The organism is Chondromyces apiculatus DSM 436 (genome assembly GCF_000601485.1).
GTDB classification, from domain to species: domain Bacteria; phylum Myxococcota_A; class Polyangia; order Polyangiales; family Polyangiaceae; genus Chondromyces; species Chondromyces apiculatus.
The window spans coordinates 45,060-70,320 of the sequence record NZ_ASRX01000019.1 but is presented as its reverse complement, the minus strand read 5'-3'; the positions used below and the strand labels follow the sequence as shown (position 1 = coordinate 70,320).

The following is a 25,261-nucleotide window of genomic DNA, read 5'->3' as shown; positions in this document are numbered from 1 at the left end:
GCCGTCATCCGAGCCGCGCGATTTGAGGACCTCAAAGACCCTCCTCATCGCATGCCCGCGCGCCCGCATGCCCGCATGCGCGCCTGCCCACACGCCGGCGCGCCGCGCGTCACTCCTCTGCCGGTGCAGGCGGTGCCCGCTCCTCGCTCGGCTCGCCGGGAGCAGGCCCACGCGGATCCCCCACCTCGGGTACCGACGGCAACGAGGGCTGCGGCGGCGGCTCCGCCTTCGCGCCCCGCATGCACTTCAGGACTTCGAGCTTCACCGCCGTCCCTGCGGGCCGCGCCACGAGCAGTGACCCTCCAGCAGCGGCGATGGGCTCTCCTCCGCCGATCACCGCCTCCGTGGCGAGCCCGTCCAGGATCTCCCCTTGCCCCCCGAGCGCCGCGAGCAGCGTCGCCCCCGTCGCGCTCGCCACCGACAGCCACCCGGGCAGCACCGACGGCACCCCGCTCACCACGCCTTCCTGACCGCTCCCCGGCGTCGTCTTCTCCTCGCCGGCGACCACCTGCGCCTCGCCCACCCGCCCGAGCCCCACCGAGAGCATGCTCACCCGCCCGCCGCTCGACCCGCTCGGCGTGTCGTTGTCCCGGTAGGCGATCAGCACCGAGCCCTCGTCTCCTGCGGCCAGATCGAACGCCAGCACGTGCCCGTCCCGCGGCGTCACCGACCGCGCGCTGCCCGCCGGCGACCCCGTCTCGTCGAGCGGCACCACCTCCAGCCACTGCGAAGCGATCATCTCCCCGGGCGCCTCCGTATCCTCGTCGAGCACCTCCTCGAAGCGCTCTGCGTTCTTCTTCGTCCCCGCCTTCGCCCCTGCCTTCGCCGTCGCTCCTGCCTTCGTCCCCCCCTTGGCAGCGCCGGCCCCATCGCTCCCCTTCGCGCCCTTGCGTGCGCCGCCCTCGGCAGCGCCTCCCGCGCGCTCGTCCGACCGCGCGATGTAGACCAGCCAGTACCCGCCCGCGCGCGACAGGAGCCGCGGCACCTCCGCGTCCACCGTGGGCACCGAGATCGGCCTCGGGCTCGTCACCGACCGCAGCGTCGCCGTGTCGAGCGACGCCATCATGATCTGCGACCGCTTCCCGTCCCGCGTCACGTCGTCCCACACCACCACGGCACGCGCCCCCGACGTCGCCACGTCGAGCGCCAGCGACTCGTCCCGCCCTTCGGCCAGCTCCGCCCCCCAGGTCACCTGGTCCCCTTCCACCTTGGCCACCCGGATCGCCCGGCCCCCCGCGTTCGGTTCGAGCATCGCCGTGATCACCGCCTTGCCCGCGCTTGCCACGGCCGGAGGCTCCAGATCCCCGCGCGACCGTGTCAGCCGCACCAGCCTCCCCCCGGCGCCGTCTGCCCCCACGAACGCGACCATCCCCATCGCGCCCCCCTCGCCCTCGCGCAGCGCCCCCACCGCGAACCCACCCTCGAACGCCGCCCCGCGCCCCACCTCCACCGCGAACGGCGCGAGCTGCTCGGGCTCCGGCTCCTCCTCGGGCGTCACTTTGTCGCCTGTGGCCTTGCGCGGCCTCTTCTCGGCGTCGACCACGAAGGGCGGAGCTGCGGCCGCACACCGCGGCGGCGCTGCTGCCTTCGCGGTGGCGCTCGTGGTCCCTGCTGCCCGGATCGAGCCGTCCGGCGCCTTCTCCTCGCTCCCTGGCGAGCACATACGCCACACCACGAGCCCTGCCACCGCCACCGCCACGAGGGCTGCCCCCTTCCAGGCGAAGCGGTCCGAACCCTCCTCCGACGGGTCCTCGTCATTGCGCGAGCCCGGCATCCGGAGCTTCTGCTGACGGTTTGCCTCGTTCGTCCCGGGCCGCGGCGCTGCCGGCTTCATGGCGCGTGGTGTTAGCTCGAATCGGCGCCCGGATCGATGCATCCTGCAGCCCCGGGTTTCCGCACCCGCTGGCCGTATGGCTCGCCCTGCCAGCCGTGTTGGTCGTCCTGCCGGCCGTGTCGGTCGTCCTGCCAGCCGTGTCGGTCGTCCTGCCAGCCGTGTTGGTCGTCCTGCCAGCCGTGTCGGTCGTCCTGCTGGCCGTGTCGGTCGTGCCAGCGTTCTTGGAACGGCACCACGACCAGCAGGGACAGCACCACGGCCGGCAGGGACAGCACCACAACCAGCAGGACGACCAACACGGCCAGCAGGGCCGGTGCCACGACCAGCAGGGCGAGCCACACGGCCAGGTGGTACGGCGATACGGCCAGGTGGCACGGGTGATACGGCCAGGTGGTACGGCGATACGGCCAGGTGGTACGGCGATACGGCCAGGTGGTACGGAAATACGGCCAGGTGGCTCGCTGTCACGGTATGCAGGCACACCAACCCGACGAGGGGAGGGGTCGCGGCTATCGGGTCCGGGCGCTATCCTGAGCCGCGCCCGGGGTGGCGGTCTTGCCGGTGGGTGTGACCGCGCGCCTGGGTGAAGGGGCACCACGCGCCCGCGCCTCGCGGGTGGCCCAGCCGCCCCCAGCCCGATGCACCAGGAATTTCTCGACCTTCTCCTCGCCCTCGACCACGTACCGCAGGACCCGCGCTGGCACCCCGAAGGGGACGCGCTCTACCACTCCCTCCAGGTCTTCGACCTGGCCCGCCGCGACACCGACGACCGCGTGCTCTGGGCAGCCGCGCTGCTCCACGACGTCGGCAAGGCCTTCGCGACCAGAGACCACGCCGAGGAAGGCGCGGACCTGCTCTCCGACCTCTGCTGCCCGCGCGGGGTGTGGCTGGTGCGCCACCACCTCCACCTCCTGCGCGCGCCGGGCGTGACCAAGCGGCGCCTCAGGAACACCCGCGCGCTCGCCGACCTCGGGCGGCTCCGGCGCTGGGACGTCGGTGGCCGCTCGCCCGCGGCGACCGTGCTGAGCCCCGAAGCCGCCGTGGCGCTCCTGCTCGACGGCGCAGACCTCGACCTCCTCGGCCCCTCCGGCGACCCCGCCCCCTGCGATGACCTGCGAAAGGAGCCGCTCACCTGAGCGCAAGGCACGCAGGGAGGTGCTCCGCGCCGACGCGGACCGCTGGAGCGACGAGCGTCGCCTCTGGGCCGACGAGCCCGAGCCCCCGGGCCACGCCGCGCTCTGCGACGCGGTGCGAGATGCGGTCGCCTCGGCGCTGACCGACAAGCAGCGCGAGGTCGTGGAGGCCTACTTCTTCGAGGGCCTGTCGCAGGGCGACATCGCGCGGCGGCTGGGCATCTCGCAGCAGGTGGTGCAGAAGCGGCTCTTCGGCGCGCCCCGCGGGGGCCGGCTGATCGGAGGCGCCATGCAGCGGCTGCGGCAGGCCCTCGGCGGCGCCGCAGCGCAGGGTGCCCGATGAGCGCGGAGCGCTACGGCGGCGTCCGCGGGCGCATCACCGTGGAGGCGGCGCGCCTCATGGTGGACGAGGGCGTCGACCAGTACTTCACCGCGAAGCGCATCGCCGCGAAGCGCGTGCTCGGGCGGGTGGAGGGCAAGCGGACCCGCTTCAGGCCCGCCGACTTGCCCTCGAACGGGGAGATCCGCGACGCGGTGCTGGTGCTCTCCGAGCACGCGGAGGGGAGCCAGCGGACGCGCCGCCTGTTCGCGCTGCGCATCGTGGCGCTGGAGGCGATGCGGGCGCTCGCGCCGTTCTCGCCGCGGCTGATCGGCTCGGTCTCCACCGGGCACATCCGGCGGGGCAGCGACGTCGACCTGCACGTGTTCCCGGCCGCGGAGGAGGCGCTCGACCGGCACCTGCGCGGGCTCGGCTGGGTCTACGAGCGCGAGAAGGTGTCCATCCAGAAGGGCGGCGCGATCCGCGACTACGTGCACTACCACGTGACCGACGTCGCCCCCGTCGAGCTGACCGTCTACGAACCCCGGGAGCTGCGCGCGCGGCCGCGGAGCAGCACGGACGGCAAGCCCATCGAGCGGCTGTCCATCGGCGCGGTGGAGGCGCTCTGCGCGCGGGATCATCCGGACGCCTACCGGCAGTACCTGGCGACGGGAGAGGTGGAGGGGATGGACGCGCTGCGCAGCCTCGACGAGGCGCCGCGGCCAGGCCCCTTCGACGGCCTGCTGGAGATGCTCGACGGCGACGACGAGCCGGAGGCGTTGCCGGAGCCCGGAGAGGAGGACGATCCCGAGCAGGACTACGATCCGCTGTCAGGCTTCGAGGGCGTGGGGTAGCCCCTCGGTCCCGGGGCCCGACGGTGCGTGCCACGCCGCGGGCGCACTGCAGGATCGCGGGCCGGGACGGGCGGCCGGTACAGCGCAATGCCCTTCCCCTGCGCGGCTCCCGGCGGTACTCCCTCGGGCATGCCGCTCCGACCCGCGTCGCTCGCCGTCCGCGCCTACGACACGGTCTTGCGCCAGATCCCGGTCGACGAGGCCTGGGTCGAGGCGATCCGCGCGCTCGTGGCGCGGGGGCCGGTGGTCTACGTGCTGCGCAACGTCTCGCTCGTGGACCTGCTCGCGCTCGACGCGCTGACCCGTCGCTTCGGGCTGCCGCCGCTCGGCTTCGCCAACGAGCTGGGGGCCTGGGTCGAGGCGCCGGCGTGGAGCCTGAAGAAGCCGTCGGCGGAGGAGCGCATCCGACACGCGCTGGAGGGAGGGCAGTCGGCGGTGCTCTTTCTGAAGCGGCCCCCGGAGCGGATCCTGCCCCGCCCGGGGAACGTGCAGCGCGGCCGCAGCGGAGGGGACGAGCCGCTGCGCGCGCTGCTCGCGATGCAGCGCGAGGCCACGGCGGCAGGTCGGGGGAAGGACATCATGCTCGTCCCCCAGACCTTCCTCTGGACGCAGCGCCCGGGGAACCTGCGGGTCTCGTTCACCGACACGCTGTTCGGGCCGGCGGAGTTTCCCGGCGAGCTGCGCGCCGCGGCGCAGGTGCTGCTCAACTACAAGCACTGCGCCATCCGGGCCGGAGAGCCGGTGCGCCTCGGCGCGTTTCTGGCGGAGCAGGAGGAGGCACGGGAAGCCGCGAAGGCCGCAGGGACCTCGGAGGAGGCGGCGGGTGCGGAGCGCGCGCTCCGGTTCGCCGAGGCGTCGACCGACGATGCGGTACTCGCGCGCCGCCTCACCTATGCGCTGCTGCGGAGGCTCGAACGCGAGCGGCGGGCGATGGTGGGGCCGGCGCAGAAGCCTGCGGACCGGGTGCGCGAGGAGGTGCTGCGCAGCCCCAAGCTCCAGGCGGTGATCCGGGAGCTGGCGGGGTCCGGGGACGAAGGGCGCCTCCTGCTCGAACAGAAGGCCCGGCGCACGCTGCGCAGCCTGCAGGCCGACCCGGACCCGGCGACGCTGCGGGGGCTGGAGATGCTGGCCGACACGCTGGCGAGCCGGGTGTACGCCGGCATCGACGTCGACAAGGAGGGCATCGAGCGGGTGCGGGAGGCGGCGCGGCGGGGATCGATCGTGCTTTTGCCCAGCCACAAGAGCCACGTGGACTACCTGCTCATGTCGTGGGTGCTGCGCAAGCACGCGCTGCAGCTCCCGGTGGTGGCGGCGGGGGACAACCTCTCGTTCTTCCCCGTGGGGCCGCTGTTCCGCAGGGCCGGGGCGTTCTTCATCCGCAGGAGCTTCAAGGGGGACCGGCTCTACGCGGCGGTGGTGGATGCCTACATCCGGCGGCTCCTCCGGGACGGGTACGCGATCGAGTTCTTCCTCGAAGGAGGGAGGTCCCGCACGGGCAAGCTCCTGCCGCCGAAGCTCGGCCTCCTGAACATGGTGGTCGAGGCGGGGCTCGCGCTGGAGAACCGGACCATCTCGTTCGTGCCGATCAGCATCGGCTACGAGCGGATGATGGAGGAGGGGTCGTTCGCGCGGGAGCTCTCCGGCGGCGTGAAGCAGAAGGAGAGCGTGGGGGAGCTGCTCAAGATCGGCAGCGTGCTCCAGGAGAAGTACGGGCGCGCGAACATGGAGTTCGGCCAGATCCTCACCCTCGACGAGATGCGCGAGGCGGTGGGGATCGCGCCTGGCGAGCCGGTACCGCCCGCGAAGCGGCGGGCGCTGGTGACGCGGCTCGCGCACCGGGTGATGAGCGAGATGAACCGGGCGACGCTGGTGACGCCGGGGTCGCTGGTGGCGACGGCGCTGCTCTGCCACAGCCGGCGGGGGCTGCCGCACGTGGAGCTCCTGGCCCAGTGCGAGCGGCTCACGGCGCTGCTGCGGCGGCTCGGGGCGCGCACGGCGCCGTCGCTCACCCGGCCCTCGGGCGAGATGCGGGAGCTGGCGGTGCGGGAGGCGGCGCTGCTCTACGTGCGCGGGGGCCTGGTGCGGCAGCACGTGCCCGGCGACACGCTGACCGGGAAGGCGCGGAAGCGGGCGCGGATCTACACGGGCGACGACGTGATCTACACCGTGCCCCAGGAGAGCCGCATCCTGCTCGACCTGGCCAAGAACGTGATCGTGCACCTCCTCGTGGACCGGGCGCTCATCAGCACGGCGCTGCTCGCGCACACGGAAGGGCAGGGGCTCGCGGGGGAGGTGCGTGAGGCGCGGGACGTACGCCGCCCGCCGACGCGCGCGGAGCTGGAGGAGCGGGTGAGGTCGCTCTCGCGGCTCTTCAAGCTGGAGTTCATGTTCCGGGCCGACGCGCCGTTCGAGCAGATCTTCGAGGAGACGAGCCGCGCCATGGCGGAGGACGGGGAGATCGCGTTCGACGGCGACGTGGTGCGCTTCGGGCCAGGGCGCGAGGGGCTCGACGGGCGCGGGTGGGTGGGGTTCTACGCCTCGGTGCTGCGGAACTTCCTGGAGGGATACCGGATCGCCGCGCGCGCCGCGCGGGTGCTGGTGAAGGGCGGGCTCACCGAGAAGGAGCTGGTGGGGAGGGCGCTCCAGGTGGGGGAGCAGATGTTCCTCGGGGCGGAGATCGAGCGGAGCGAGGCGGTGAGCCGGCCGGTGATCGAGAACGCGCTCGCGGCGTTCGTGGATCAGGGGTACCTGCGGCGCGAGGAGGGCAAGCTGGTGCTCGCCGAGTCGTTCGCGTCCGAGGAAGCGGTGCAGACCATCGAGGGTCGCATCGCCGGTTATCTCCAGCGCCGCAGCGGCGATCTGGGGTGGTGAGGGAGGGTCTCATGGGTGGTCGTCTCCGGTTTGCTCGGCGTCCTCTCTCGCTCGTGGCCTCGGCGCTGACGGCGCTCGTGGCGTCCGCCGTCCTCGGCTGCGCGACGCCGTCACCGCTCGCGCCCTCGCTGCGCGGCTCGATCGGGGTGCCCCACCACGGGGTGCTCACCGGCGGCGTGGAGATGCCGCGGCGCGGGGACGGGTTCGTGCTGCTGCGCAGCAAGGGCGCCCGGTGGGGGCACCCGCGCCTCGTGGCCGCGGTGCAGCAGGCGGCGGGGGAGGTGGAGCGCGCGCGGCCCGCGGGGCCCCCGCTGGTGGTGGGAGATCTGTCGGGGGAGCGCGGCGGCTTCATCCGCGGGCACCGGTCGCACCGCACGGGGCGCGACGTGGACCTCTTGCTGTACGCGCTGACGCCCGAGGGGCTGCCGGTGCGCGCGCCAGGGTTCCTGCGCTACGGGCGGGACGGGCTCGCGGAGGAGCAAGACAAGGCGGGCAAGTCGATGTTCTACCGCCTCGACGTGGAGCGCACCTGGCTGCTCGTGCGGGCGCTGGTGATGTCGCCGGAAGCCGACGTGCAGTGGATCTTCGTGGCGCGCTGGCTGGAGGCCCTGATCACCGAGTACGCGCGGGCGCGGGGCGAGGACCCCGAGGTGGTGTGGCACGCGGAGTCGGTGCTCCTCCAGCCGGGGGACAGCGCCCCGCACGACGATCACCTGCACCTGCGCATCGCCTGCGCGCCCGAGGACACCATCGCGGGGTGCGAGGGCGGCGGTCCGCGGTGGCCCTGGCTGCCGGAGCTGCCGGCGCTCAGAGGGCTGCCCGACGAGGACCTCGGCCGCGCCATCCTGGAGGGGATCCTGCCCGGAGCGCTCGACGCGGCAGGGCCGACGTCTGCCGCGTCGTCGCTCTTGCCCTTCATGGCGGCCGCGACGCCCGACCTGACGGGCACTGCGCCGGGCGCGGCGCCGTGAGCCACCTGCTCGCGCTCGGGGACGCGCTCGCGGTGTGCGCGGCGCTCCCCGCGGAGGTGCGCTTCGATCTGGTGTACCTCGATCCGCCTTACGGCCTCGGGACGACCATGAGCGCGCGGAAGGGCAGCGGCCAGGCGCGCGGGCGGAAGACGGCGCGCAGCGGGCCGGATGCCTACGACGACCCGGCGGGGGCCGAGGCGCTGCTCGCGATGCTGGAGCCACGGCTCGCCGCCATCCGGGAGCGCATGGCCCCGGGAGCGACCCTGTGGCTGCACCTGGACCACCGGGCGGTGCACGAGGCCAAGGTGCTCTGTGACCGGCTCTTCGGGCGCGGGGCGTACCTCGGCGAGGTGATCTGGGCGCCCGGCAACGGCGGGCGCGGAGCGCGGGGGTTCGCGATCACCCACCAGACGCTGCTCCTCTACGCGCGGAGCGCGAAGGAGCGGGGGCAGGTGGTCTACAACGCCGACGACCCCGCGCTGCGCGAGCCGTACGCGGCGACGAGCCTGGCCATGCACTTCACCCACGTGGACGCGGACGGGCGGCGCTACCGGGAGCGGGTGATCAACGGCAAGGCGTACCGCTACCACGCGGACGAGGGGCGGCGGCTCGGGAGCGTGTGGACCGACGTGCCGGCCATGGTGGCGAACACGCCGCTGCGCAAGGAAGCGACGGGTTACCCGACGCAGAAGCCCGAGAAGCTGCTCGAACGGATCGTGCGGGCGACGAGCCACCCCGGGCAGGTGGTGGCGGACCTGATGTGCGGGAGCGGGACCACGCTGGTGGCCGCGGCGAGGCTCGGGAGGCGGTTCGTGGGCGGGGACCGGAGCGCGCTGGCTTTCGCGACCGCGACGGACAGGCTCGCGCGCGAGGGCGTGCAGTTCGAGGGCGTTCGACTGGGCTCCGCGGACGAGGACCCGGCGCCGGATGCCGCTGTGGAGCGCTGAAGGCGGGCGCGAGGCGAGCGCGAGGCGGGCGTTACAGGTGCTGCACCTGGACGCGGAGGACGTCGGGGAGCTGCTCGATGCGGTCGACCAAGCCGCCGACGCCGATGGTGTCGGGCAGGAGGACCTCGAAGGTCACGGTGAGGCGCCGCTTCTCGTCGAAGCGCCGCTCGTACTCCATCTTGTTCACGCGCATGCCGAGGGCGCCGACGGCCTCCATGACCTGACCGACGTTGCGCCCCTCCGCGCCGAGCACGATGGAGACCCGCTGGCGTGTGACGCTGTCGTTCTTGTCCTCGAAGCGGCGCAGCACGGTCAGCGCGATGACGCCCATCAGGGTGACGGCGATGGCGACGACGTACATGCCGGCGCCCGCGGCCAGGCCGATGGCGGTGACGAGCCAGAGGCCGGCGGCGGTGGTGAGCCCCTGGACGGTGGCGCCCGTGCGGAGGATGGCGCCTCCCGCGAGGAAGCCGATGCCGGAGACCACCGAGGCCGCGATGCGCGAGGCGTCGACCGCGGTGAGGTCGTCCTTGCCGTAGCCCTGGAAGTAGACGAAGTGCGCCGAGACGACCATGAACGTGGCCGCCGTCATGGCCACGATCAGGTGGGTGCGCAGGCCCACGGGCCTGCCGTGGCGGTCGCGCTCGTAGCCGATGATGCCGCCGAGCGCCGCGCCCACCAGGATGCGGGCGACGAGCTCGGCCGGGGCGCGCGGTCCCATCTACGGAGCCCTCCGGGCGCCTCGCCAGGATGCGGGGGTGACGATCGTCATCATGAACCACGGTGTCCCTTCCGGAGGGGGGACTGTCAACCCGCAGTGACGCCTGAGGGCGCAGATCCGCCGTGGCGGCTCGACGCGGTGGGGTCGACCCGGTGGCTCGACGCGGTGGGGTCGACGCGGTGGGGTCGACGCGGTGGGCTCGACGCGGTGGGCTCGACAGACAGACGAGGGGGGGCCAGAACAGGGAGGCGCTGACCTCTCCATGACGAAACGACGCGGCCCCTCGTTCCCCTTCGCCCTCGTGCGTGCCCTCGCGCTCGCCTTCGCGGTGGCGGCGGGGAGCTGCTCGCAGAAGAGCGCTCCCGCGCCGGCACCTCCTCCCGCGGATGCCGTCGAGGCGCGGGGAGCCGCGCGAGAGAGCGAGCGCGCGGGCGAGCATGCCCCGGGGCACCACGAGCATCCCCGCGAGGAGGCGCCGCGTGATCGTGGCCGGACACCCGCGCCGACGATGAGCTACCTCGGGGCGGACTGGCTGACGAGGCCGGAGCGCATCGAGGAGGAGCAGCCCGAGAAGATGCTCGATGCCCTCGGGATCCGTCGCGGGATGGTGGTGGCGGACATCGGGGCAGGGGTCGGCTACCACGCGCTGCGCATCGCCACCCGGGTGGGGCCCGAGGGGCGCGTCTACGCGACCGACATCCAGCCGGAGATGCTCGACATGCTGCGCAAGTCGGTGCGGGAGCAGGGGCTCGGCAACGTCACGGCCGTGCTGTCCACCGACGCCGCGACGGGCTTGCCGCGGGGCGCGATCGACCTGGCGCTGATGGTGGACGTCTTCCACGAGCTGAGCGCGCCGGAGCGTTTCCTCGCGGGCCTGAAGGAGAACCTCAAGGGCGAGGGGCGGCTCGCGCTCGTGGAGTTCCGGGGCGAAGACCCCAGCGTCCCCATCCGCGAGGAGCACAAGATGACCGCGGCTCAGGTGATCCGCGAGCTGGACGCGGCGGGGTTTCGCCTGGTGGAGAGGCACGAGTTCCTCCCCTGGCAGCACATCCTCATCTTCGCGAAGACGGCGCCTCGGTCGGCCCCCTGAGAGGCGGCGCCCGCGGTAGGGCGCTCAGGCGGCGCTCCAGCCCTTGTCCTTGCCGCTCGTCTCTACAATTCCCGAGGGGCGCTGCTCGCCTTCCGAGAGAGGCGCGATGCTCACGCGGTCACCGGGCTCCGGCGTCGGCTCCGGCGCGGACTCCTCCAGGGCAGTCCGGGTCGGGAGGCGCACCGTGAAGGTCGCGCCCTCGCCCTTGCCGGCGCTCTCCGCGGTGACCGTCCCGCCGTGCAGTTCGAGGAGGTGGCGCACGATGGCCAGGCCCAGCCCGAGGCCACCGTGCCGCCGGGTGCTCGATCCATCGGCCTGGCGGAAGCGGTCGAAGATGTGGGGGATGAGGGCGGGGTCGATGCCCTCGCCCGTGTCGGAGACGCGCAGGGTGAGCGCCCCGTCGTCGTGCGCGAGCGAGAGGGACACGGCGCCGCCCGCAGGCGTGAACTTCACCGCGTTCGAGAGGAGGTTCGAGACCACCTGGCGGAGCCTGTCGGCGTCGCCGGTGAGCGGGGCGGGGATGTCGAGCCCGGCGCAGGTGAGGGTGATCTGCCGCGCCTCGGCGGTGGTGGTCACGCCCTCCACGGTCTCACGGATCACCGGGACGAGGTCGAGGGGGGCGATCTCGATGCGGAGCTTGCCGCTGACGATCCGCGACACGTCGAGGATGTCGTCGATGAGCGCCTGCTGGGCGCGGGCGTTGCGCTCGATCACCGCGAGCCCCCTGGCGAGGGTCGCGGGGCTCGGCGGGGTCATCCCGAGGATCGAGGACCAGCCGAGGATGGAGGTGAGCGGGGTGCGGATCTCGTGCGAGACGGTGGCGAGGAACTCGTCCTTGAGGCGGTTGGCGTCCTCGGCGGCGGCGCGCGCCTGGCGCTCGCGCTCGGCGAGCTGGGCGCGCTCGGTGATGTCGAGGAGCGTCCCGAGGTAGCGCACCGCCATGCCGTCCTCGAACAGGACGTGGCCGCGCGCGGAGATCCAGCGCTCCTGGCCCTCTCCGAAGCCCAGGGTCCGGTACTCGATCTCGTAGCGGCCGGGGCCCGACGGATCGAGCGCGTCCTGCAGTGCGGCGATGACGCGCTCCCGGTCACCGGGGTGAACCCGGTGGATGAACACGTCGAGATCGGCGTCGATGTTGGGAGGGAGCCCGAACATGGCGTTGCACTGCTCGTTCCAGCGGAGGTTGCCGGTGGAGAGTTCGATCTCCCAGATCCCGATGCCGGTCGACTCCACGGCGAGGCGCAGGCGGTCCTGGCTCAGCGCGAGCAGCTCGGCCTGCTTCTGGTCGAGTTCCCGGCGCAGGCGCGACAGGGAGAGCTGCGCCCTGACCCGGGTCATCAGCTCGCGCGCCGAGAAGGGTTTGACGAGGTAGTCGTCGGCGCCGGAGTCGAGCCCTTCGAGCGTCGCCTCCTCGCCGGCGCGCGCGGAGCACAGGAGGATGGGGATGCGGCGGGTGCGCTCGTCGCTGCGCAGGGCGCGGACGAGCTGGAACCCGTCCATGCCCGGCATCATCACGTCGCTCAGCAGGAGGTCGGGCGGGTCGTCCTGCGCGGCGCGGAGTGCGGAGGCGCCGTCGGGCACGGTGGTGATGTCCCAGTGCCTGCCGAGCAGCCCGGCCACGTACGCGCGCATGTCGGCGTTGTGATCGGCGACGAGGATGCGGGCGCGCGCAGACCCCGCGTCGGGGGCAGGGTCGAAGGCGAGCGCCGGGAGGTGCGCCGCCGGGGCTCCGGGCTCGGTGGTCCACTGCAGCGCCTCCCCGACGAAGGGCGCGGCGCCCGCGCGGGTGGAGGCCTGGTCCTCGGTCGGCCTCTCCGGCGTGGCGGGCTTGCGCAGGGCAGGTTCCTGCATGGCGCCCCGGGGAAGGGTGATCCGGAAGGTGGTCCCGCGGAGGACGTCGCTCTCGACCTCGATCTCGCCCCCCTGGAGGCGAACCAGCTCCTGGACGAGGGCGAGGCCGAGCCCGCTGCCCTCCCGGGAGCGGGCGCGGGGGACCTTCAGGCGGTGGAACCGCTCGAACACGTGGGGCAGCGTCTCGGGGGCGATGCCGCAGCCCGTGTCCCGCACCTCCACGACCACCCGGTCCTCCTGCTCCCGGAGCGAGACGGTGATCTCGCCCTCGAAGGTGAACTTGAGGGCGTTCGAGAGGAGGTTAAGGATGATGGTCTCCCACATGTCCCGGTCCACGTGGATCGGGATCGGTGAGGGGGGCGCGTCCACCACGAGGCGGAGCCCCGCGCGCTCGATGGCCGAGCGGAAGGTGCTGGTGAGTTCGGTGGTGAGGGTGGCGAGGTCCGTGAGCGTGAACGTCGCCTGGGCACGGCCCGCCTCGACGCGCGCGAAGTCGAGGAGCGTGTTGACGAGCCGGAGCAGCCGGAGGGCGTTCCTGTGCACCATCTCCTGGCGCTCGCGCTGGCGCGGCGGCAGCGGCTCCTCGGCGTCGGCGAGGCCGTCGGTCACGGGTTCGAGGAGCAGGGTGAGCGGGGTGCGGAGCTCGTGGCTGATGCCGCTGAAGAACTCCGTCTTCACGTGGTCGATGGCGGTGAGCGTCTCCGTCTGCTGCCGCAGGTGCCGCTCGGAGAGCACGTGCCCGGTGGTCTCCGAGACGAGGGCGAAGACCCCGCCGATCGCCCCGGAGGAGAGCCGGATCGCGCTGTAGGCGTGGGTGAAGAAGGTCTCTTCGAGGTGGCCGTAGCGCTCCAGCATGCAGCGCTCGTCGGTCGCCAGCGCCGGCTCACCGGTGGTGAGCACGGACCGGAGGGCGGGCCCGAGGAGCGGCGCAACCTCCGGGGGATCGGCGAGGGCCGAGCGCCCGAGGGCCCGAGGGTGCCTCGCCGGGCCGAGGATCGCCTGGAAGGCGTCGTTGTAGAGCAGGGTCAGCTCGGGCCCCCAGAGGACCGCGATCGGGGAGGGGGAGGCGAGGCAGATGCTCACCGCGGCCCGGAGGCTCTGTTCCCAGGTGTCCGCCGGACCCAGGGGCGTGCGCGACCAGTCCCTCTGGCGCATCCGCGCCCCCATCTCGCCGCCCTGCAGAAAGTGGAGCCGGTCGGCCCCGGATCGCTCATCGTTCACGCGAAAGCCCTCTGAGAAGCGGCTGGTGCTGCGCACCCTGAACCAGAGGCCCAGGGGCCCCGATGCTCCCGTCGATCGCGCTCCCTGATGCCTGCGCAGGTGGCCGAGCGAGGGACCAGGGACGATCTTGGGGAACGGAGGGGGAGCCTACCATCGGGCTGGATCGGGGATGAGTGCGCAACATCCTTGTCGCGGGTTCAGGAGCTACCGGAGGTCGCGCGCGCAGGCGCGTGAGGCGATGCCCACATCTCATGAGGCGTCGGCCCCGGGTGCGGCTTCAGGGGCTTCGGTCTCCGCTGGCCGTTTCACCAGCGCGACGAGCAGCGCCGAGAGCACGGTCCCTGCCAGGATGGCGCCGAGGTAAGCGCCCACGTTCCCCACCGCGTTGGGGATTCCGAGCACGAAGAGGCCGCCATGCGGCGCCCTGAGGGTGCAGCCGAAGAGCATGGAGAGCGCTCCGGTCAACGCGGCGCCGGCGGTCACGGCGGGGATGATGCGGAGGGGGGCCTTCGCGGCGAAAGGGATGGCGCCCTCGGTGATGAAGCAGATGCCGAGCACGAAGGCGGCGCTCGCGGCCTGACGCTCATCGGCGATGAACTTGCGCGGGGCGAGCCTGGAAGCGGCGGCGATGGCGAGTGGTGGCACCATGCCCGCAGCCATCACCGCGGCCATGGGCATGAGGGTGCCCGCGCCGATGAGGCCGACACCGAAGGCGTAGGCCGCCTTGTTGATCGGGCCGCCCATGTCGATGGCCATCATTCCGCCGAGGAGGAGGCCGAGGAGCACGGCGTTGGTGCCGGACAGGGCCTCCAGCCATCCGGTCAGGTGGTCCATGACCGCCCTCGCTGGCGCACCGACCACGTACACCATGATCAGGCCGGTGATCAGGGTGCCGAGCAGGGGGATGAGGAGCACGGGCTTCAGGCCCTCGAAGCTCTGGGGCAGCCGGATCGCGTCGCGGAGCCAGCGGGCCGCGTAGCCGGCGATGAAGCCGGAGGCGATGCCGCCGAGGAAGCCGGCGCCCTGCTGCGCGGCGAGCATGCCTCCGACGAGGCCTGGCGCGAGCCCGGGGCGGTCGGCGATGGAATAGGCGATGAAGCCCGAGAGCACCGGCACCATGAGGGCGAGGGCGGCGCCGCTGCCCACCTGCATCAGGGCCGCGGGCAGGGTGCCGGGCTGCGCGGCGCCGTCGACGCCCCAGAGGAATGAGAGCGCCACGAGCAAGCCACCCGCGACCACGAGGGGAAGCATGTAGGAGACGCCGGTGAGCAGGTGCTTGTAGGGGCCCGGGCGCGGCGGGGACGGGAGGAGAGGGGAGGGGAGAGGTGAGGTTGCGCTGGGGAGGGGGGAGGTTGCGCTGGGGAGGGGTGCGGCATCCTCCGGGGCGCCGGGGGCGAAGGCCACGAGAGGCGTGGCCGTGGCGCTGCCTCCCGAGGTGCCCCTGGCTGTGAAGGCGTGCGCGGCGTGGGCGGCCTGCGCGGCCTGCGCGGTGTGCGCGGTGTGTGCGGTGTGTGCGGCGAGGGCTGCCTCGATGACGGCGGCGGGCTTCTTCAGGGCCGTGCCGGTCGTGGTGGTGTGGATGGCTTTGCCGGTGAAGCGTGCCGGATCGACGGCCGTGTCGGCAGCGATGATGACCGCGTCGGCCTCGCGGATCTGCGTGGGGGTCAGGACGTTCTTCGCGCCCACGGAGCCCTGGGTCTCCACGGCGAGGGTATGACCCATGGCGGCCGCTTGTTTGCGCAGTGCCTCGGCCGCCATGAAGGTGTGGGCGATGCCTGTCGGGCACGCGGTGACGGCGACGAGCTTCTTGCCGGCGGGAGGCGCCGAGTTCTCGGCACGGGTCGCGGAGTAGACCGTCGCCGGGGCCGACGAGGCGGGTGCAGCGCTGACGCGCGGTGCGTCGCCGAACGCTGCCCGGAGGGCGGCCTCGGGATCGCGGATGGCCTTCGCCGTGGTGGTCCTGTGCACGGGCTTGCCGGCGAAGGGGGAGGCCTCGACCTCCGTGTCGGCGGCGACGAGGACGGCGTCCGCGGCGGCGATGTCGGCCTCGGTGAGCGGCGTCGCGTCGGGGGCGCCGCGGATGTCGACGAGCACCCGGTGACCGTCGCGGCTGCCCTGCTCGCGGAGCGCCTCCGCCGCCATCAGGGCGTGGGCGAGGCTCGCGGGGCTCGCGGTGACGACCAGGATGGTGCGCATCAGGGCTCCTCTCTGCCGGCGCTGCCGGTCATGTCAGCGCTGCCGGTTCTGTCGGCGCTGCCGCTTTGCGCGGAGCCTCCATGCTCCTCGCTGGTCAGCGGTGAGACATGGACCTCGGCCGCGCGCGCCTCCACCTCGGCGGTGGGAGGGAGGCGCGGGCCGAGGGTGGTGAGCGTGCCGAGAGAGAACGCCGTGGCGAGGCGGGCGCGGTCTGCGAGAGGGAGGCCGCGCAGCGTCGCCACGAGGTAGCCGGCCACCATGGCGTCGCCCGCGCCGACGGTGGAGCGCACGGCGACCTGCGGGGGGACGGCGAGGCAGGCCGCGCTCCCCTCGGAGAACACCGCGCCCCGGGCGCCCATGGAGACGATCACCGTGCCGACGCCGCGGCGGTGCAGCGTGCGGGCCGCGGCGAGGGCGGCGTCAGGGCCCGCGATGGGGTGGCCGAGGAGCTCGGAAAGCTCGTGCTCGTTGGGCTTGATGACGTCGGGGAGCGCTCCCGCATCCGGCGCGAGTGCGGCCGCGAGGGGCGCGCCGCTGGTGTCGAGCACTGTGCGCCGACCCGCCGCGCGGAGCAGGGCCACGAGGCGGCGGTAGGTGTCGGCCGGTGCGCCGGGCGGGAGGCTGCCGGCGAGCACGAACCAGGTGTGCTCGGCCGAGAGGGCGGTCAGGGTGGAGGCGAGGCGTTCGAGATCGGGATCGCTCACCGAGAAGCCCGGGAAGTTGAGGTCGGTCACGCTGGCGTCGCCGCGGGTCTCGTCGACGAGCTTGATGTTGGTGCGCGTGCGGCCGGGGACGAGGACGAAGCGATCGTCGATGCCGCGCTCGGCGAAGAGGGCGCGGAGGACGTCGGCGTTGTCGCGGCCCATGAGGCCCGTCGCGGTGACGGTGAGTCCCCACGTGGCGAGGAAGGAGGCGACGTTGACGCCCTTGCCCCCGGCGTCGTCCTGCTCCCAGAGGACGCGGTGGACAGCTCCTGGGGTGAGGCCGTGCACCGCGGCCGTGCGGTCGATGGCAGGGTTCGGGGTGACGGTGCAGAGGCGAGGGGCCGCGGGCGGCGTTGCCTGCGGCGGCTGAGCACTCGTGGGCGGCAGAGGCGGGGGGTGCGGGGTCTGCGGCATGCGAAACCCCCGGTGCTCAGGAGAGCGCCCGGACCTCGGCGGCGGTGGCGCAGGCGAGGGCGCGGCGGGCGAGGGCGCGGGCGCTTTCGAGGGACATGTCGCGCACCTGGGCCTTCAGCTCGGGGACGGCGGGTGGGCTCACGCTCAGCTCGTCGACGCCGAGGCCCACCAGGATGGGCGCCGCGGCGCGCTCGGCGGCGAGGTTGCCGCAGACCCCGACCCAGCGGCCGTGGGCGTGCGCTGCCTGGACGATCTGGTCGATGAGGCGGAGGACGGCGGGGTGGAGGCCGTCGGCGTGGCGGGTCAGCGCCGGGTGCAGCCGGTCCATGGCCAGCACGTACTGGGTCAGGTCGTTGGTGCCGATGGACAGGAACGCGGCCTCGCGGGCGAAGACGTCGGCCATCACCGCGGCCGAGGGCACCTCGATCATGATGCCGCAGTCGATGGGCGGGCCGTGCAGCTCGGCGCGGACGCGCTCCAGAGCGGCCCTGGCGTCGCGCAGCTCCTCGATGGTGGCCACCATGGGGAACATCACCTTCACCGCGCCCTCGGGGGCCTCGCGCGCCGCGCGCACGATGGCCCTGAGCTGCGGGTTGAACAGCTCGGGCTGGGCCAGGCAGAGGCGCACGCCGCGGACCCCGAGGAAGGGGTTGTCCTCGCGAGGGAGCGAGAGGTACGGGACGTCCTTGTCGCCGCCGATGTCGAGGGTGCGGACGACGAGCGGCAGGCCGTTGAGGGCGCGAACCATGGCGAGCAGGGCCTCGGTCTGCTCGTCCTCGGTGGGGGGCGTGTCGCGCTTCAGGAACAGGAACTCGGTGCGGAGCAGGCCCACACCTTCGGCGCCCGCGTCGACGGCGCGCGTGGCGTCCGCGGCCGTGCCGATGTTGGCGACCACCTCCACGCGGTGACCGTCGCGGGTGACGGCGGGGCGGTAGGCGTCGCGTCTGGCGCTGGCGGTGGCGAGGACCTGCGCGGCGGCGGCCGTGACGGCGAGGGCGCGGTCGTCGTCGCCGGGGGAGACGACGAGGACGCCGCCGCTGCCGTCGATGATGGCCTCGGTGCCGTCGGGCAGGTCGAGGAGCGCATCGCCGAGGCCGACGACGGCGGGGATGCCGAGGGCGCGGGCGAGGATGGCGGTGTGGGCGTTGGGGCCGCCGTGGGCCGTGGCGAGGCCCTTGACCCAGGCGGCGTCGAGGCTCGCGGTGTCCGAGGGCGAGAGGTCGTCGGCGAGGATGATGACGGGGCGGGAAGGGATGGTGGAGGTCGGCGCGGCGTCGTCGCTGCGGGAGCCGAAGGAGAGGCAGCGGAGGACCCGGTCGGCGACGTCGCGGATGTCGTCGGCGCGCGCGGCGAGGAGCGGATCGCTGAGGGTCTCCAGCGCCGTGGCGCGCGCGGCGGCGGCGGTGTGAAAGGCGCTCGCGGCGGAGGCGCCGGCGTGGATCCGCTCGCGGGCTTCGGCGAGGAGGTCGGGGTCGTCGAGCATCTCGCCGTGGGCGAGGAAGATCGCTGCCTTGCGGGCCCCCGAGCGGGCCGCGACGTCGCCGTGCAAGCGGCGGATCTGGGCGCGCGCGGCGTCGAGGGCGGCGTCGAGCTGCGCCTGTTCCTCCGCGGGGTTCCCCGTCGCCTCGCCGATGGCCACCGCGGTGCGGTGGAGGCGGTGGAGCAGGGCGATGGCGATGCCCGGCGAGGCGGCGACGCCCAGGCGGACATCGCCGACGAAGGGGAGGGCAGGGGTGGGGTGCGAAGGCGCGGGCTGCGCGTGTTCGTTCGGGGGGGCGTCGTGCTCGCCGAGGCCTTCCTCGATGGCCACGCGCAGGGCGCGGAGGGCAGCGTCGGCGTCGGGGCCCGAGGCGAGGACGTGGAAGCGCGCCCCGGCCTCCACGCCGAGGGTGAGCAGCGAGGCGAGGGCTTTGCCGCTCGCCACCTTGTCGCCGTGGCGCACGCGGATGTCGGCCTGGAACCTGCGGGCGATGGCGGCGAGGGCCGCGGCAGGGCGGGCATGGAGGCCCACGTTGCCGGGCATGACGATCTCGACCTGCGCGGGGTAGCCGGCGTACGGGTCGAGGGCGCCACCTGCCCCGGCCTCCCTCGCCGGGGCCGCCGTGGACATCGGCGATGCCGGCGTGCGCGGCTGGTTGAGGGCGGTGAGGATGCGCTGAGGATCGCGGGTGCGCGCCAGGGCCGCGGCGATCGCGTCGTCCTGGAGCACGTCGGTGAGGTTCGCGAGCACGGAGATGTGCTCGTCGGACGTCGCGGCGATGCCGACCGCGAGGTAGACGGTCTCCCCCGGGTTCCACGCGACGCCCGAGGGGAACTGCGCGACGGCGACGGCGGTCCTGCGGATCATCGCAGCGTCCGTGCGCAGGCCGTGAGGGATGGCGATGCCATGGCCGAGGAAGGTCGCGGTCTGCGCCTCACGGGCGATCATGCTCTGGGCGTAGGCAGGATCCACGCAGCCAGACTCCGCGAGGATGGCAGCCGTCTGGCGGATGGCGTCGTGCTTGTCGCGGGCAGAGAGGCCGAGGCGCACGAGGGAGCTGTCGACGATCAGCACGGAGGGCACCTCCTGCGTCGGTGTGCGCGGGAGTGTACCTGGCGACGGAGGTCAGGGGTCCACGGGATCGACGCAGGGAGGTGCATGGGGGCGAAAAAGGCTGAGGCGAGGGTGACCCCAGCACCTCCGCGGATACCTAGAGCAGGACAGCCCCATGGCAAGCGGGCGTCGGGCGTCGGGCGTCGGGCGAGACGCGAGATCATCGACACTTCCTCCCCTGGTGCGCTAGGGCTCATCCGTGTCGCCCGTGGACGTGGTGCTCTTCGCTGCCCTGCAAGGGGCCGCCGAGGTCCTGCCGATCTCCGCGTCGGCGCACGTCACGGCAGCGCGCATCTGGCTCGGCCTCGAACGCGACCTGGCCGTCCTCACGGGCGTTGCGCAGCTCGCGACGGCAGCGGCGGTGGTCGTCCTCGCGCGGCACACGCTCCTCGCCGCCTTCGGAGAGGGGCTCCGCGCCATCTCCCGGCCATCCCTCTTCCGTGACACCCCGGGTGGTCGCGACATGGTCTTGATCGTCGTCGGCGCGGCGATGAGCCTCGCGCTGAGCGCGGTGCTGCGGCCCTACGTGGCGCTGTGGTCCGAGGCGCCGCTCGCGCAGGGGCTCGGCCTGGTGATCTCCGGAGCTGCCCTGGCGAGCGCGATCATTGCGCCTCCGCCGGGCGCGCGCGCGGAGGCGCCGGGGGTCGTGGGGATGGTTGGGGTGGGGCTCGCGCACGGGCTGGGCGTGGCGCCCGGGGCCTCGGCGCTGGGCGCTGCGCTGGTGGTGCTGATGTGGCTTGGGGTGCGTCCAGGCAGGGCGCTGGACCTGGCGCTGGCGATCTCGGTGCCGACCTTGCTCGTGGAGGGAGCGCGATCCCTCGGAGCGTTCGGGGCTCCCGGGGTAGGGGCGTCGATCGGCGCAGGGAGCGTGGCCGGAGGGCTCGTGGTGGCCTTCCTGGGCGCGAGCCTGGCCGGGGTGGGGCTGCGCTGGCTCCTGGAGCGGCGGTGGGTGGCCGCCCTCGCGGTGTGGATGATCCCGCTCGGGCTCGCGACGGTCGCGTATGCGCGGGCGCTGCCGGGCATGGCCGGGCGCGCTGACGTCGCGTTCGTTGGCGACCTGCGCGATCCGCGCTAAGCGTCGCCGGCCATGTCCGACGCGTTCCTCCACGTCCACGCCCTGATCCTCGCCGGCGGTGCCGGTACGCGCTTCTGGCCGGCGTCCCGCGCGGTGCGGCCGAAGCAGCTCCTGTCCCTGGTGGGTGACGAGCCGCTCCTCTGCGCGACCGTGCACCGGGTGCTCCCGCTCTGCCACCCTGAGGATACGAAGGAGGCGTGGGCGCGGGTGCTCATCGCCACGGGGAGCCACCTGGCGGAGGCGACCCAGGCCCTGCTGCCGGAGCTGCCGGAGGAGAACCTGCTCGTCGAGCCGCTGCCGCGCAACACCGCGCCGTGCATCGGCTGGGCGGCGTGGCGGATCGCGGCGAAGGATCCGGAGGCGGTGGTGATGGTGCTGCCGAGTGACCACCACGTGAGCGACGTGGAGGGGTTCCGGAGGGTGCTCCAGGCTGCCGTGCGCGCGGCGACGCAGGGGACGCTCACCACGGTGGGGATCCGGCCGACGCACCCGGAGACGGGGTTCGGGTACATCGAGACCGGCGAGGCACGCGGAGGCGGGGCGCTCGAAGCGCTGCGGTTCGTGGAGAAGCCGGACCGGCAGCGGGCCGAGGGGTTCGTGGCGAGCGGGAGGTTCCTCTGGAACGCGGGGATGTTCTTCTTCCGCGCGAAGGACATGGTGGCCGCGATCCGGGCGCACCTCCCGGCGCTCGCCGAGGGGCTCGACGCCATCCGCGAGGCCGAGGCACGCGGCGGAGAGGCAGGGGCGGAGGCGCTGGCGCGGGTGTTCCCGACGCTGCCGTCGGTGAGCATCGATCACGGGGTGATGGAGCACGCCGCCGCGCTCTCGGTGGTGCCCGGGGACTTCGGCTGGAGCGACGTGGGAAGCTTCCGGACGGCGTGGGATCTCGGCGAGAAGGACCCCGAGGGCAACCACGCGCCGGAGGGGTCGGTGCTGATCGACGCCCACCGGAACCTGGTGGTGGACCTGCGCCGGAAGGGCGGCGGCAAGCGGGTGATCGCGCTGGTGGGCGTGGAGGACCTGTGCGTGGTGGAGACCGAGGACGCGCTCCTCGTGGTGCCCAGGGAGCGCGCGCAGGACGTGAAGCGGGTGGTCGACGCGCTGAAGGAGCGGGGCGACGGGGAGCTTACGTGACGCTGCGCGGCTAGAGGACCTGGGCGATGATGGCGTCGAGGCTCGCCTCGTCGACGATGGCGGTGAGGTAGGCGGCGACCTTGCCCTCCTTGTCGAGGACGACCAGGGTGGGGAGCTTGTCGACGTCGTACTGCGCGGAGGCGTCGCGCGCTTCGTCGAGGAGGATGGGGTAGCTCAGGCCCTTGTGCGCGGCGTACTGGCGGGCCACGGCGGAGGGGTCGTCGACGTTGATGCCGAGCACGACGAGGCCCTTGTTCTCGTAGCGCCTGGCGATGCGTTCGAGGATGGGGGCCTGGATGCCGCAGGGGCCGCACCAGCTCGCCCAGAAATCGAGGATCACCGCCTGGCCCTGGAGGTCGCGGAGCTGCATCCGGGCGCCGGGATCGCCGTTGGCGGCGACGGGCAGGGTGAGGTCGGGGCCGGGCTTGCCGACCATGGAGTGGCCGCCGGGGGCGAGGTGGGGGAGCACCGCCATCCCGAAGAGGGCACTGACGGCCAGAATGGCGGCGATCGCCGGGTACAGGAATTTCCCAGAGCCGTCGTCCTGGCGGTGCATCGTGCTCGAACTCATAGCAAAACTTTCGGCCGGTGCCCGGGGCTCTCTGGTACGGTCTCGGGCCGCTACCATGCACGAAACCCCGACCCATTCTCGCAATAACCCTCCGGCGCCGCGGCCGCGACGCCTGCCGCCAGGTCTGCAGGCTGCCAAGTGGCCGCCCGACGACGACGACATGCCGGCAGGGCCGCCTGCTCAGGGCGGCGGCGGTGGCGCAGGGTTCGGGGACGAAGGCAACTTCAAGCGGGGTCGCATCCGCCCGGCGTCGGTGATCATCGCGCTCCTGCTCGTCGCAGGCGCAGGGGCGGCGATCTGGTTCGGCATCCGGCAAGAGGGTCAGAAGATGACCGTCGAGCAGGTGGCGAACGAGAAGAAGAACATCTACGTGCTGCCGCAGAAGGACCAGATCCCGCTCTGGCGGAAGTGGGCCGCGAGCTCGGCAGAGCCGACGCTGCAGCAGGAAGCGCTGATCCAGCTCGCGTGGGTCGAGGACCCCGAGGGGCCGGCGCTCGCCACGAAGGCGCTGGATCTGCCGGATCACCGGATCCGCGGCGTGGCGTCGCAGGCGCTCGCGCACTACGGGTCGCCGCGGGCCGACGGCGCCAAGGCGTCGCTGATGAAGGTGCTGAAGGAGGCCGACGAGAGCGACAGGCCGCAGATCGTCTGGGCGCTCGTGGTCCTCAAGGAGCCGGCGGCGTTCCAGGACGCGCTGGGCGAGTACCGCAAGGGGCACCTCTCCAAGGTGGAGCGGCTCGGCGGCGGCGTCGCGTTCGACCCGGAGCGGCTCGCGGCGATGGTGTCGCTCGACGAGCTGGCGAAGCTCGCGACGGACGAGAGCCCGTCGGTGCGGCAGCTCGTGGCCACGGTGATCTCGCGCAGCGCGGAGCCGAAGTGGACCGACACCTTGATCACGCTGGTCAAGGACAAGGACATCGACGTGGCGCGCGAGGCGGCCAACGGGCTCGGGCGCATCGGCGACGAGAAGGCGCGCACCCCCCTGCTGCAGGCGCTCAGCAGCGCCGACAAGGAGAGCCGGCAGCGGTTCCTGGAGGCGCTGCGCGACGGTACGGGCGGCGAGGGCCTGGTGCTGGCGCTGGAGAGCGTGAAGACCGACACGCCCGAGGGGCAGTGGTTTCAGACGAAGCAGATCTTCGACATGCTGAAGAACCTCGCGGACCCCCGCTCGGGGGACGCGCTGGTGCGCTGGGTGGAGAAGGCCAAGCCCGCGCTGCACTGGCAGGGCGAGGCCGGCACGCGGCTCGCCGAGATCGGCGACATGAGGGCGGCGAAGCTGCTCGGGGAGCGGATGCTGGCCGACCCGACCAAACTCTACGCGCTGGAGCGGTTCTGGGAGGCCGACGAGGGCGGTCACATGTCGCGCACCGACCTGCCGCGCGTCGTGGCCTCACGCATGCTGGCCGACCTGGCGACGATCCACGAGGACAAGAGGGACGAGCTGAAGGCCGCCGCCGAGGGCAGCGTGATCTTCTGGATCAAGGACCGGCCGCAGCCCCACGCGAACGGGCTGCGCTTCCTGTCGACGGTGCGGTCGGAGAAGATCAAGAACCAGCTCCGCGACTGGGCGTTCCCGAAGGACGCGCTGCCGAAGGAGGGGGCGCAGCCGCCCTTCCCGCAAGCGTTCGAGACGGCGCAGAGCGCGCTGCGCTACATCGGCCGGATGCGGGACGAGGACTCGTTCCCGCGGCTCATCGAGCAGTTCAAGCGCAAGCCCGATAAGAAGATGGACATCACCCAGGAGGGCCTGCAGGGCGCCGGCCTGGCGATGATGGGCATGGCGCTGCGCGCGGTGGCCTACGGCGCGGCGGAGGGGCTCGGAGAGTGGGGTGACCCGAAGGCGATCAAGCCGCTCATGGAGCTCATCGAGGACGAGACCTGGCACGAAGAGGCGCGCTCCGCGGCGTGTGCGGCGCTCGCCTGGTCCGCCGACGACAAGACCATGCTCGAGGTGGCGAAGAAGGCGAAGGAGCTGGCCGCCAACAAGGACCTGCGCAAGCAGTTCATCGGGTCCTGCTACGCGACCACCCTGACCCTCAGACCAGTGCCGAGCGCGGCGAGCGATCTCGCGGAGCTGCTCACGGCCGACGTGGACCTCGGGGTGCGCATGGCGATCGCCCGGGCGATCGGCGCGGGCGGCGTGGACGACGCGGCCACGCAGAAGCTGATGGGCAAGCTCGAAGACGGCGAGGTGCGGAACTCGGCGGCGCTCGCGCTGCTCATGGGCGGCACGCCGGAGACGGCGGCGCGCACCGTGGCGAAGTACGGCGACTACGGTCAGGGCGCGCTCGACGACCTGAAGGACCACTACTTCCGCGCGTTCGGGTACTGGTCCGACGAGGACTTCAAGCGGGGGAATCTGTTCCGCTACGTGACGAACGCGGAGGCCGTGGCGCGCATCCGGGTCAACGACGTACCGCAGGAGTGGACCCGCCAGCGGCTGCAGGCGCAGTTCGACAACCTGCAGTACGACAACGGCCCGCACTCGGAGACCCGCGTGGTCCTGCGTTACCGGCTCTGGCAGGCGGCGAAGAACGGCGAGGCTGCCCAGAAGAAGGGCGCCATCCAGACGCTGAAGTTCATGAAGGAGCGGGGTGTGCTGATGGCGCTGCGGCAGGAGGCGGGCGAGACCGGGGCGCTGGCCAAGCAGGCCTTCCACGAGCTCGTGAACCCGAAGATGGTCAAGGCCGAGGATCTGAGCGCCCTGCAGCCGAAGAAGACCGACGGGGATGCCGTCAACGTCAAGATGAAGTAGAGGATCG

The 25,261-nt window shown here is 73.0% G+C and carries 18 protein-coding genes; 10 read left to right on the top strand and 8 right to left on the bottom strand.

Annotation, left to right across the window (positions count from 1 at the left end; translation table 11 throughout):
- Nucleotides 1–109: 109 nt before the first annotated feature.
- Together CAP_RS14235 and CAP_RS14230 are read right to left on the bottom strand one after the other, a co-directional pair.
- Nucleotides 110–1,834: a hypothetical protein gene (locus CAP_RS14235; protein WP_063748688.1), complete on the bottom strand. Its 1,725-nt coding sequence runs from the start codon at nt 1,832–1,834 to the stop codon at nt 110–112.
- 11 nt (nt 1,835–1,845) lie between these two features.
- Complete coding sequence (locus CAP_RS14230; protein WP_044240940.1) at nt 1,846–2,175, bottom strand: hypothetical protein; 330 nt, start codon at nt 2,173–2,175, stop codon at nt 1,846–1,848.
- A 297-nt stretch (nt 2,176–2,472) separates the two neighbouring features.
- On the opposite strand from CAP_RS14230, the gene CAP_RS14225 reads away from it, so the two are divergent.
- From CAP_RS14225 to CAP_RS14200, 6 genes are all read left to right on the top strand, one after another.
- Nucleotides 2,473–2,970 (top strand): HD domain-containing protein, encoded by a 498-nt coding sequence (locus CAP_RS14225; protein ID WP_044240938.1) that lies wholly within the window; start codon nt 2,473–2,475, stop codon nt 2,968–2,970.
- Between the two features lie 19 nt (nt 2,971–2,989).
- Nucleotides 2,990–3,310 (top strand): sigma factor-like helix-turn-helix DNA-binding protein, encoded by a 321-nt coding sequence (locus tag CAP_RS14220; RefSeq protein ID WP_231511459.1) that lies wholly within the window; start codon nt 2,990–2,992, stop codon nt 3,308–3,310.
- Nucleotides 3,307–4,140 carry a nucleotide-binding enzyme gene (locus CAP_RS14215; RefSeq protein ID WP_044240934.1) on the top strand — a complete coding sequence of 278 codons (834 nt, stop codon included), beginning with the start codon at nt 3,307–3,309 and terminating at the stop codon, nt 4,138–4,140. Before CAP_RS14220 ends, CAP_RS14215 begins: the two co-directional genes overlap by 4 nt.
- A 129-nt stretch (nt 4,141–4,269) precedes the next feature.
- Nucleotides 4,270–7,011, top strand: a complete 2,742-nt coding sequence (locus tag CAP_RS14210; protein ID WP_156040786.1) for a 1-acyl-sn-glycerol-3-phosphate acyltransferase — start codon at nt 4,270–4,272, stop codon at nt 7,009–7,011.
- A gap of 11 nt (nt 7,012–7,022) precedes the next feature.
- Complete coding sequence (locus CAP_RS14205) at nt 7,023–7,982, top strand: penicillin-insensitive murein endopeptidase (RefSeq protein WP_081864883.1); 960 nt, start codon at nt 7,023–7,025, stop codon at nt 7,980–7,982.
- On the top strand, nt 7,979–8,929 hold the full coding sequence (locus tag CAP_RS14200) for a DNA-methyltransferase (protein ID WP_044240929.1): 951 nt from the start codon (nt 7,979–7,981) through the stop codon (nt 8,927–8,929). Before CAP_RS14205 ends, CAP_RS14200 begins: the two co-directional genes overlap by 4 nt.
- Nucleotides 8,930–8,960: 31 nt before the next feature.
- On the opposite strand, the gene CAP_RS44575 is transcribed toward CAP_RS14200, so the two are convergent.
- Entirely contained in the window at nt 8,961–9,650 is a 690-nt protein-coding gene (locus CAP_RS44575) for an MgtC/SapB family protein (RefSeq protein WP_052375167.1), read from the bottom strand.
- 262 nt (nt 9,651–9,912) lie between these two features.
- Here CAP_RS44575 and CAP_RS14190 point away from each other — a divergent pair, with 262 nt between their 5' ends.
- The gene (locus tag CAP_RS14190) at nt 9,913–10,740 is read left to right on the top strand and encodes a class I SAM-dependent methyltransferase (protein WP_052375165.1); all 828 of its coding nucleotides are present in this window, start codon (nt 9,913–9,915) and stop codon (nt 10,738–10,740) included.
- Nucleotides 10,741–10,764: 24 nt separating this feature from the next.
- On the opposite strand, the gene CAP_RS14185 is transcribed toward CAP_RS14190, so the two are convergent.
- The 4 genes from CAP_RS14185 to ptsP form a co-directional block, all read right to left on the bottom strand.
- Nucleotides 10,765–13,812, bottom strand: a complete 3,048-nt coding sequence (locus tag CAP_RS14185; protein ID WP_156040785.1) for an ATP-binding protein — start codon at nt 13,810–13,812, stop codon at nt 10,765–10,767.
- A gap of 249 nt (nt 13,813–14,061) precedes the next feature.
- Nucleotides 14,062–16,008, bottom strand: a complete 1,947-nt coding sequence (locus CAP_RS53570; RefSeq protein ID WP_044240925.1) for a PTS fructose transporter subunit IIBC — start codon at nt 16,006–16,008, stop codon at nt 14,062–14,064.
- Nucleotides 16,008–17,126 (bottom strand): 1-phosphofructokinase, encoded by a 1,119-nt coding sequence (pfkB, locus tag CAP_RS14175; protein WP_063748686.1) that lies wholly within the window; start codon nt 17,124–17,126, stop codon nt 16,008–16,010. The genes CAP_RS53570 and pfkB overlap by 1 nt, the downstream gene beginning before the upstream one ends.
- A 16-nt stretch (nt 17,127–17,142) precedes the next feature.
- On the bottom strand, nt 17,143–19,680 hold the full coding sequence (gene ptsP, locus CAP_RS14170) for a phosphoenolpyruvate--protein phosphotransferase (RefSeq protein ID WP_044241020.1): 2,538 nt from the start codon (nt 19,678–19,680) through the stop codon (nt 17,143–17,145).
- 238 nt (nt 19,681–19,918) lie between these two features.
- Here ptsP and CAP_RS14165 point away from each other — a divergent pair, with 238 nt between their 5' ends.
- Nucleotides 19,919–20,794, top strand: coding sequence for an undecaprenyl-diphosphate phosphatase (locus CAP_RS14165; RefSeq protein WP_156040784.1), 876 nt, complete (start codon nt 19,919–19,921; stop codon nt 20,792–20,794).
- 12 nt (nt 20,795–20,806) lie between these two features.
- Nucleotides 20,807–21,928, top strand: coding sequence for a mannose-1-phosphate guanylyltransferase (locus tag CAP_RS14160; protein WP_044240923.1), 1,122 nt, complete (start codon nt 20,807–20,809; stop codon nt 21,926–21,928).
- Nucleotides 21,929–21,938: 10 nt separating this feature from the next.
- Here CAP_RS14160 and CAP_RS14155 read toward each other — a convergent pair whose 3' ends face one another.
- A complete protein-coding gene (locus CAP_RS14155) occupies nt 21,939–22,499 on the bottom strand; it encodes a TlpA family protein disulfide reductase (protein WP_231511458.1) in 561 nt (186 codons plus the stop codon).
- Nucleotides 22,500–22,659: 160 nt separating this feature from the next.
- Between CAP_RS14155 and CAP_RS14150 the strand changes: the two genes are divergently transcribed.
- Nucleotides 22,660–25,254 carry a HEAT repeat domain-containing protein gene (locus CAP_RS14150; protein WP_231511457.1) on the top strand — a complete coding sequence of 865 codons (2,595 nt, stop codon included), beginning with the start codon at nt 22,660–22,662 and terminating at the stop codon, nt 25,252–25,254.
- The last annotated feature ends 7 nt before the right edge of the window (nt 25,255–25,261 follow it).

Coding starts and splice junctions, on each gene's coding strand:
- CAP_RS14235 (WP_063748688.1), bottom strand. CDS start 1,834: ATGAAGCCGGCAGCGCCGCGGCCCGGGACGAACGAGGCAAACCGTCAG.
- CAP_RS14225 (WP_044240938.1), top strand. CDS start 2,473: ATGCACCAGGAATTTCTCGACCTTCTCCTCGCCCTCGACCACGTACCG.
- CAP_RS14215 (WP_044240934.1), top strand. CDS start 3,307: ATGAGCGCGGAGCGCTACGGCGGCGTCCGCGGGCGCATCACCGTGGAG.
- CAP_RS14210 (WP_156040786.1), top strand. CDS start 4,270: ATGCCGCTCCGACCCGCGTCGCTCGCCGTCCGCGCCTACGACACGGTC.
- CAP_RS14205 (WP_081864883.1), top strand. CDS start 7,023: ATGGGTGGTCGTCTCCGGTTTGCTCGGCGTCCTCTCTCGCTCGTGGCC.
- CAP_RS44575 (WP_052375167.1), bottom strand. CDS start 9,650: ATGGGACCGCGCGCCCCGGCCGAGCTCGTCGCCCGCATCCTGGTGGGC.
- CAP_RS14190 (WP_052375165.1), top strand. CDS start 9,913: ATGACGAAACGACGCGGCCCCTCGTTCCCCTTCGCCCTCGTGCGTGCC.
- CAP_RS53570 (WP_044240925.1), bottom strand. CDS start 16,008: ATGCGCACCATCCTGGTCGTCACCGCGAGCCCCGCGAGCCTCGCCCAC.
- pfkB (WP_063748686.1), bottom strand. CDS start 17,126: ATGCCGCAGACCCCGCACCCCCCGCCTCTGCCGCCCACGAGTGCTCAG.
- CAP_RS14160 (WP_044240923.1), top strand. CDS start 20,807: ATGTCCGACGCGTTCCTCCACGTCCACGCCCTGATCCTCGCCGGCGGT.
- CAP_RS14155 (WP_231511458.1), bottom strand. CDS start 22,499: ATGAGTTCGAGCACGATGCACCGCCAGGACGACGGCTCTGGGAAATTC.
- CAP_RS14150 (WP_231511457.1), top strand. CDS start 22,660: ATGCCGGCAGGGCCGCCTGCTCAGGGCGGCGGCGGTGGCGCAGGGTTC.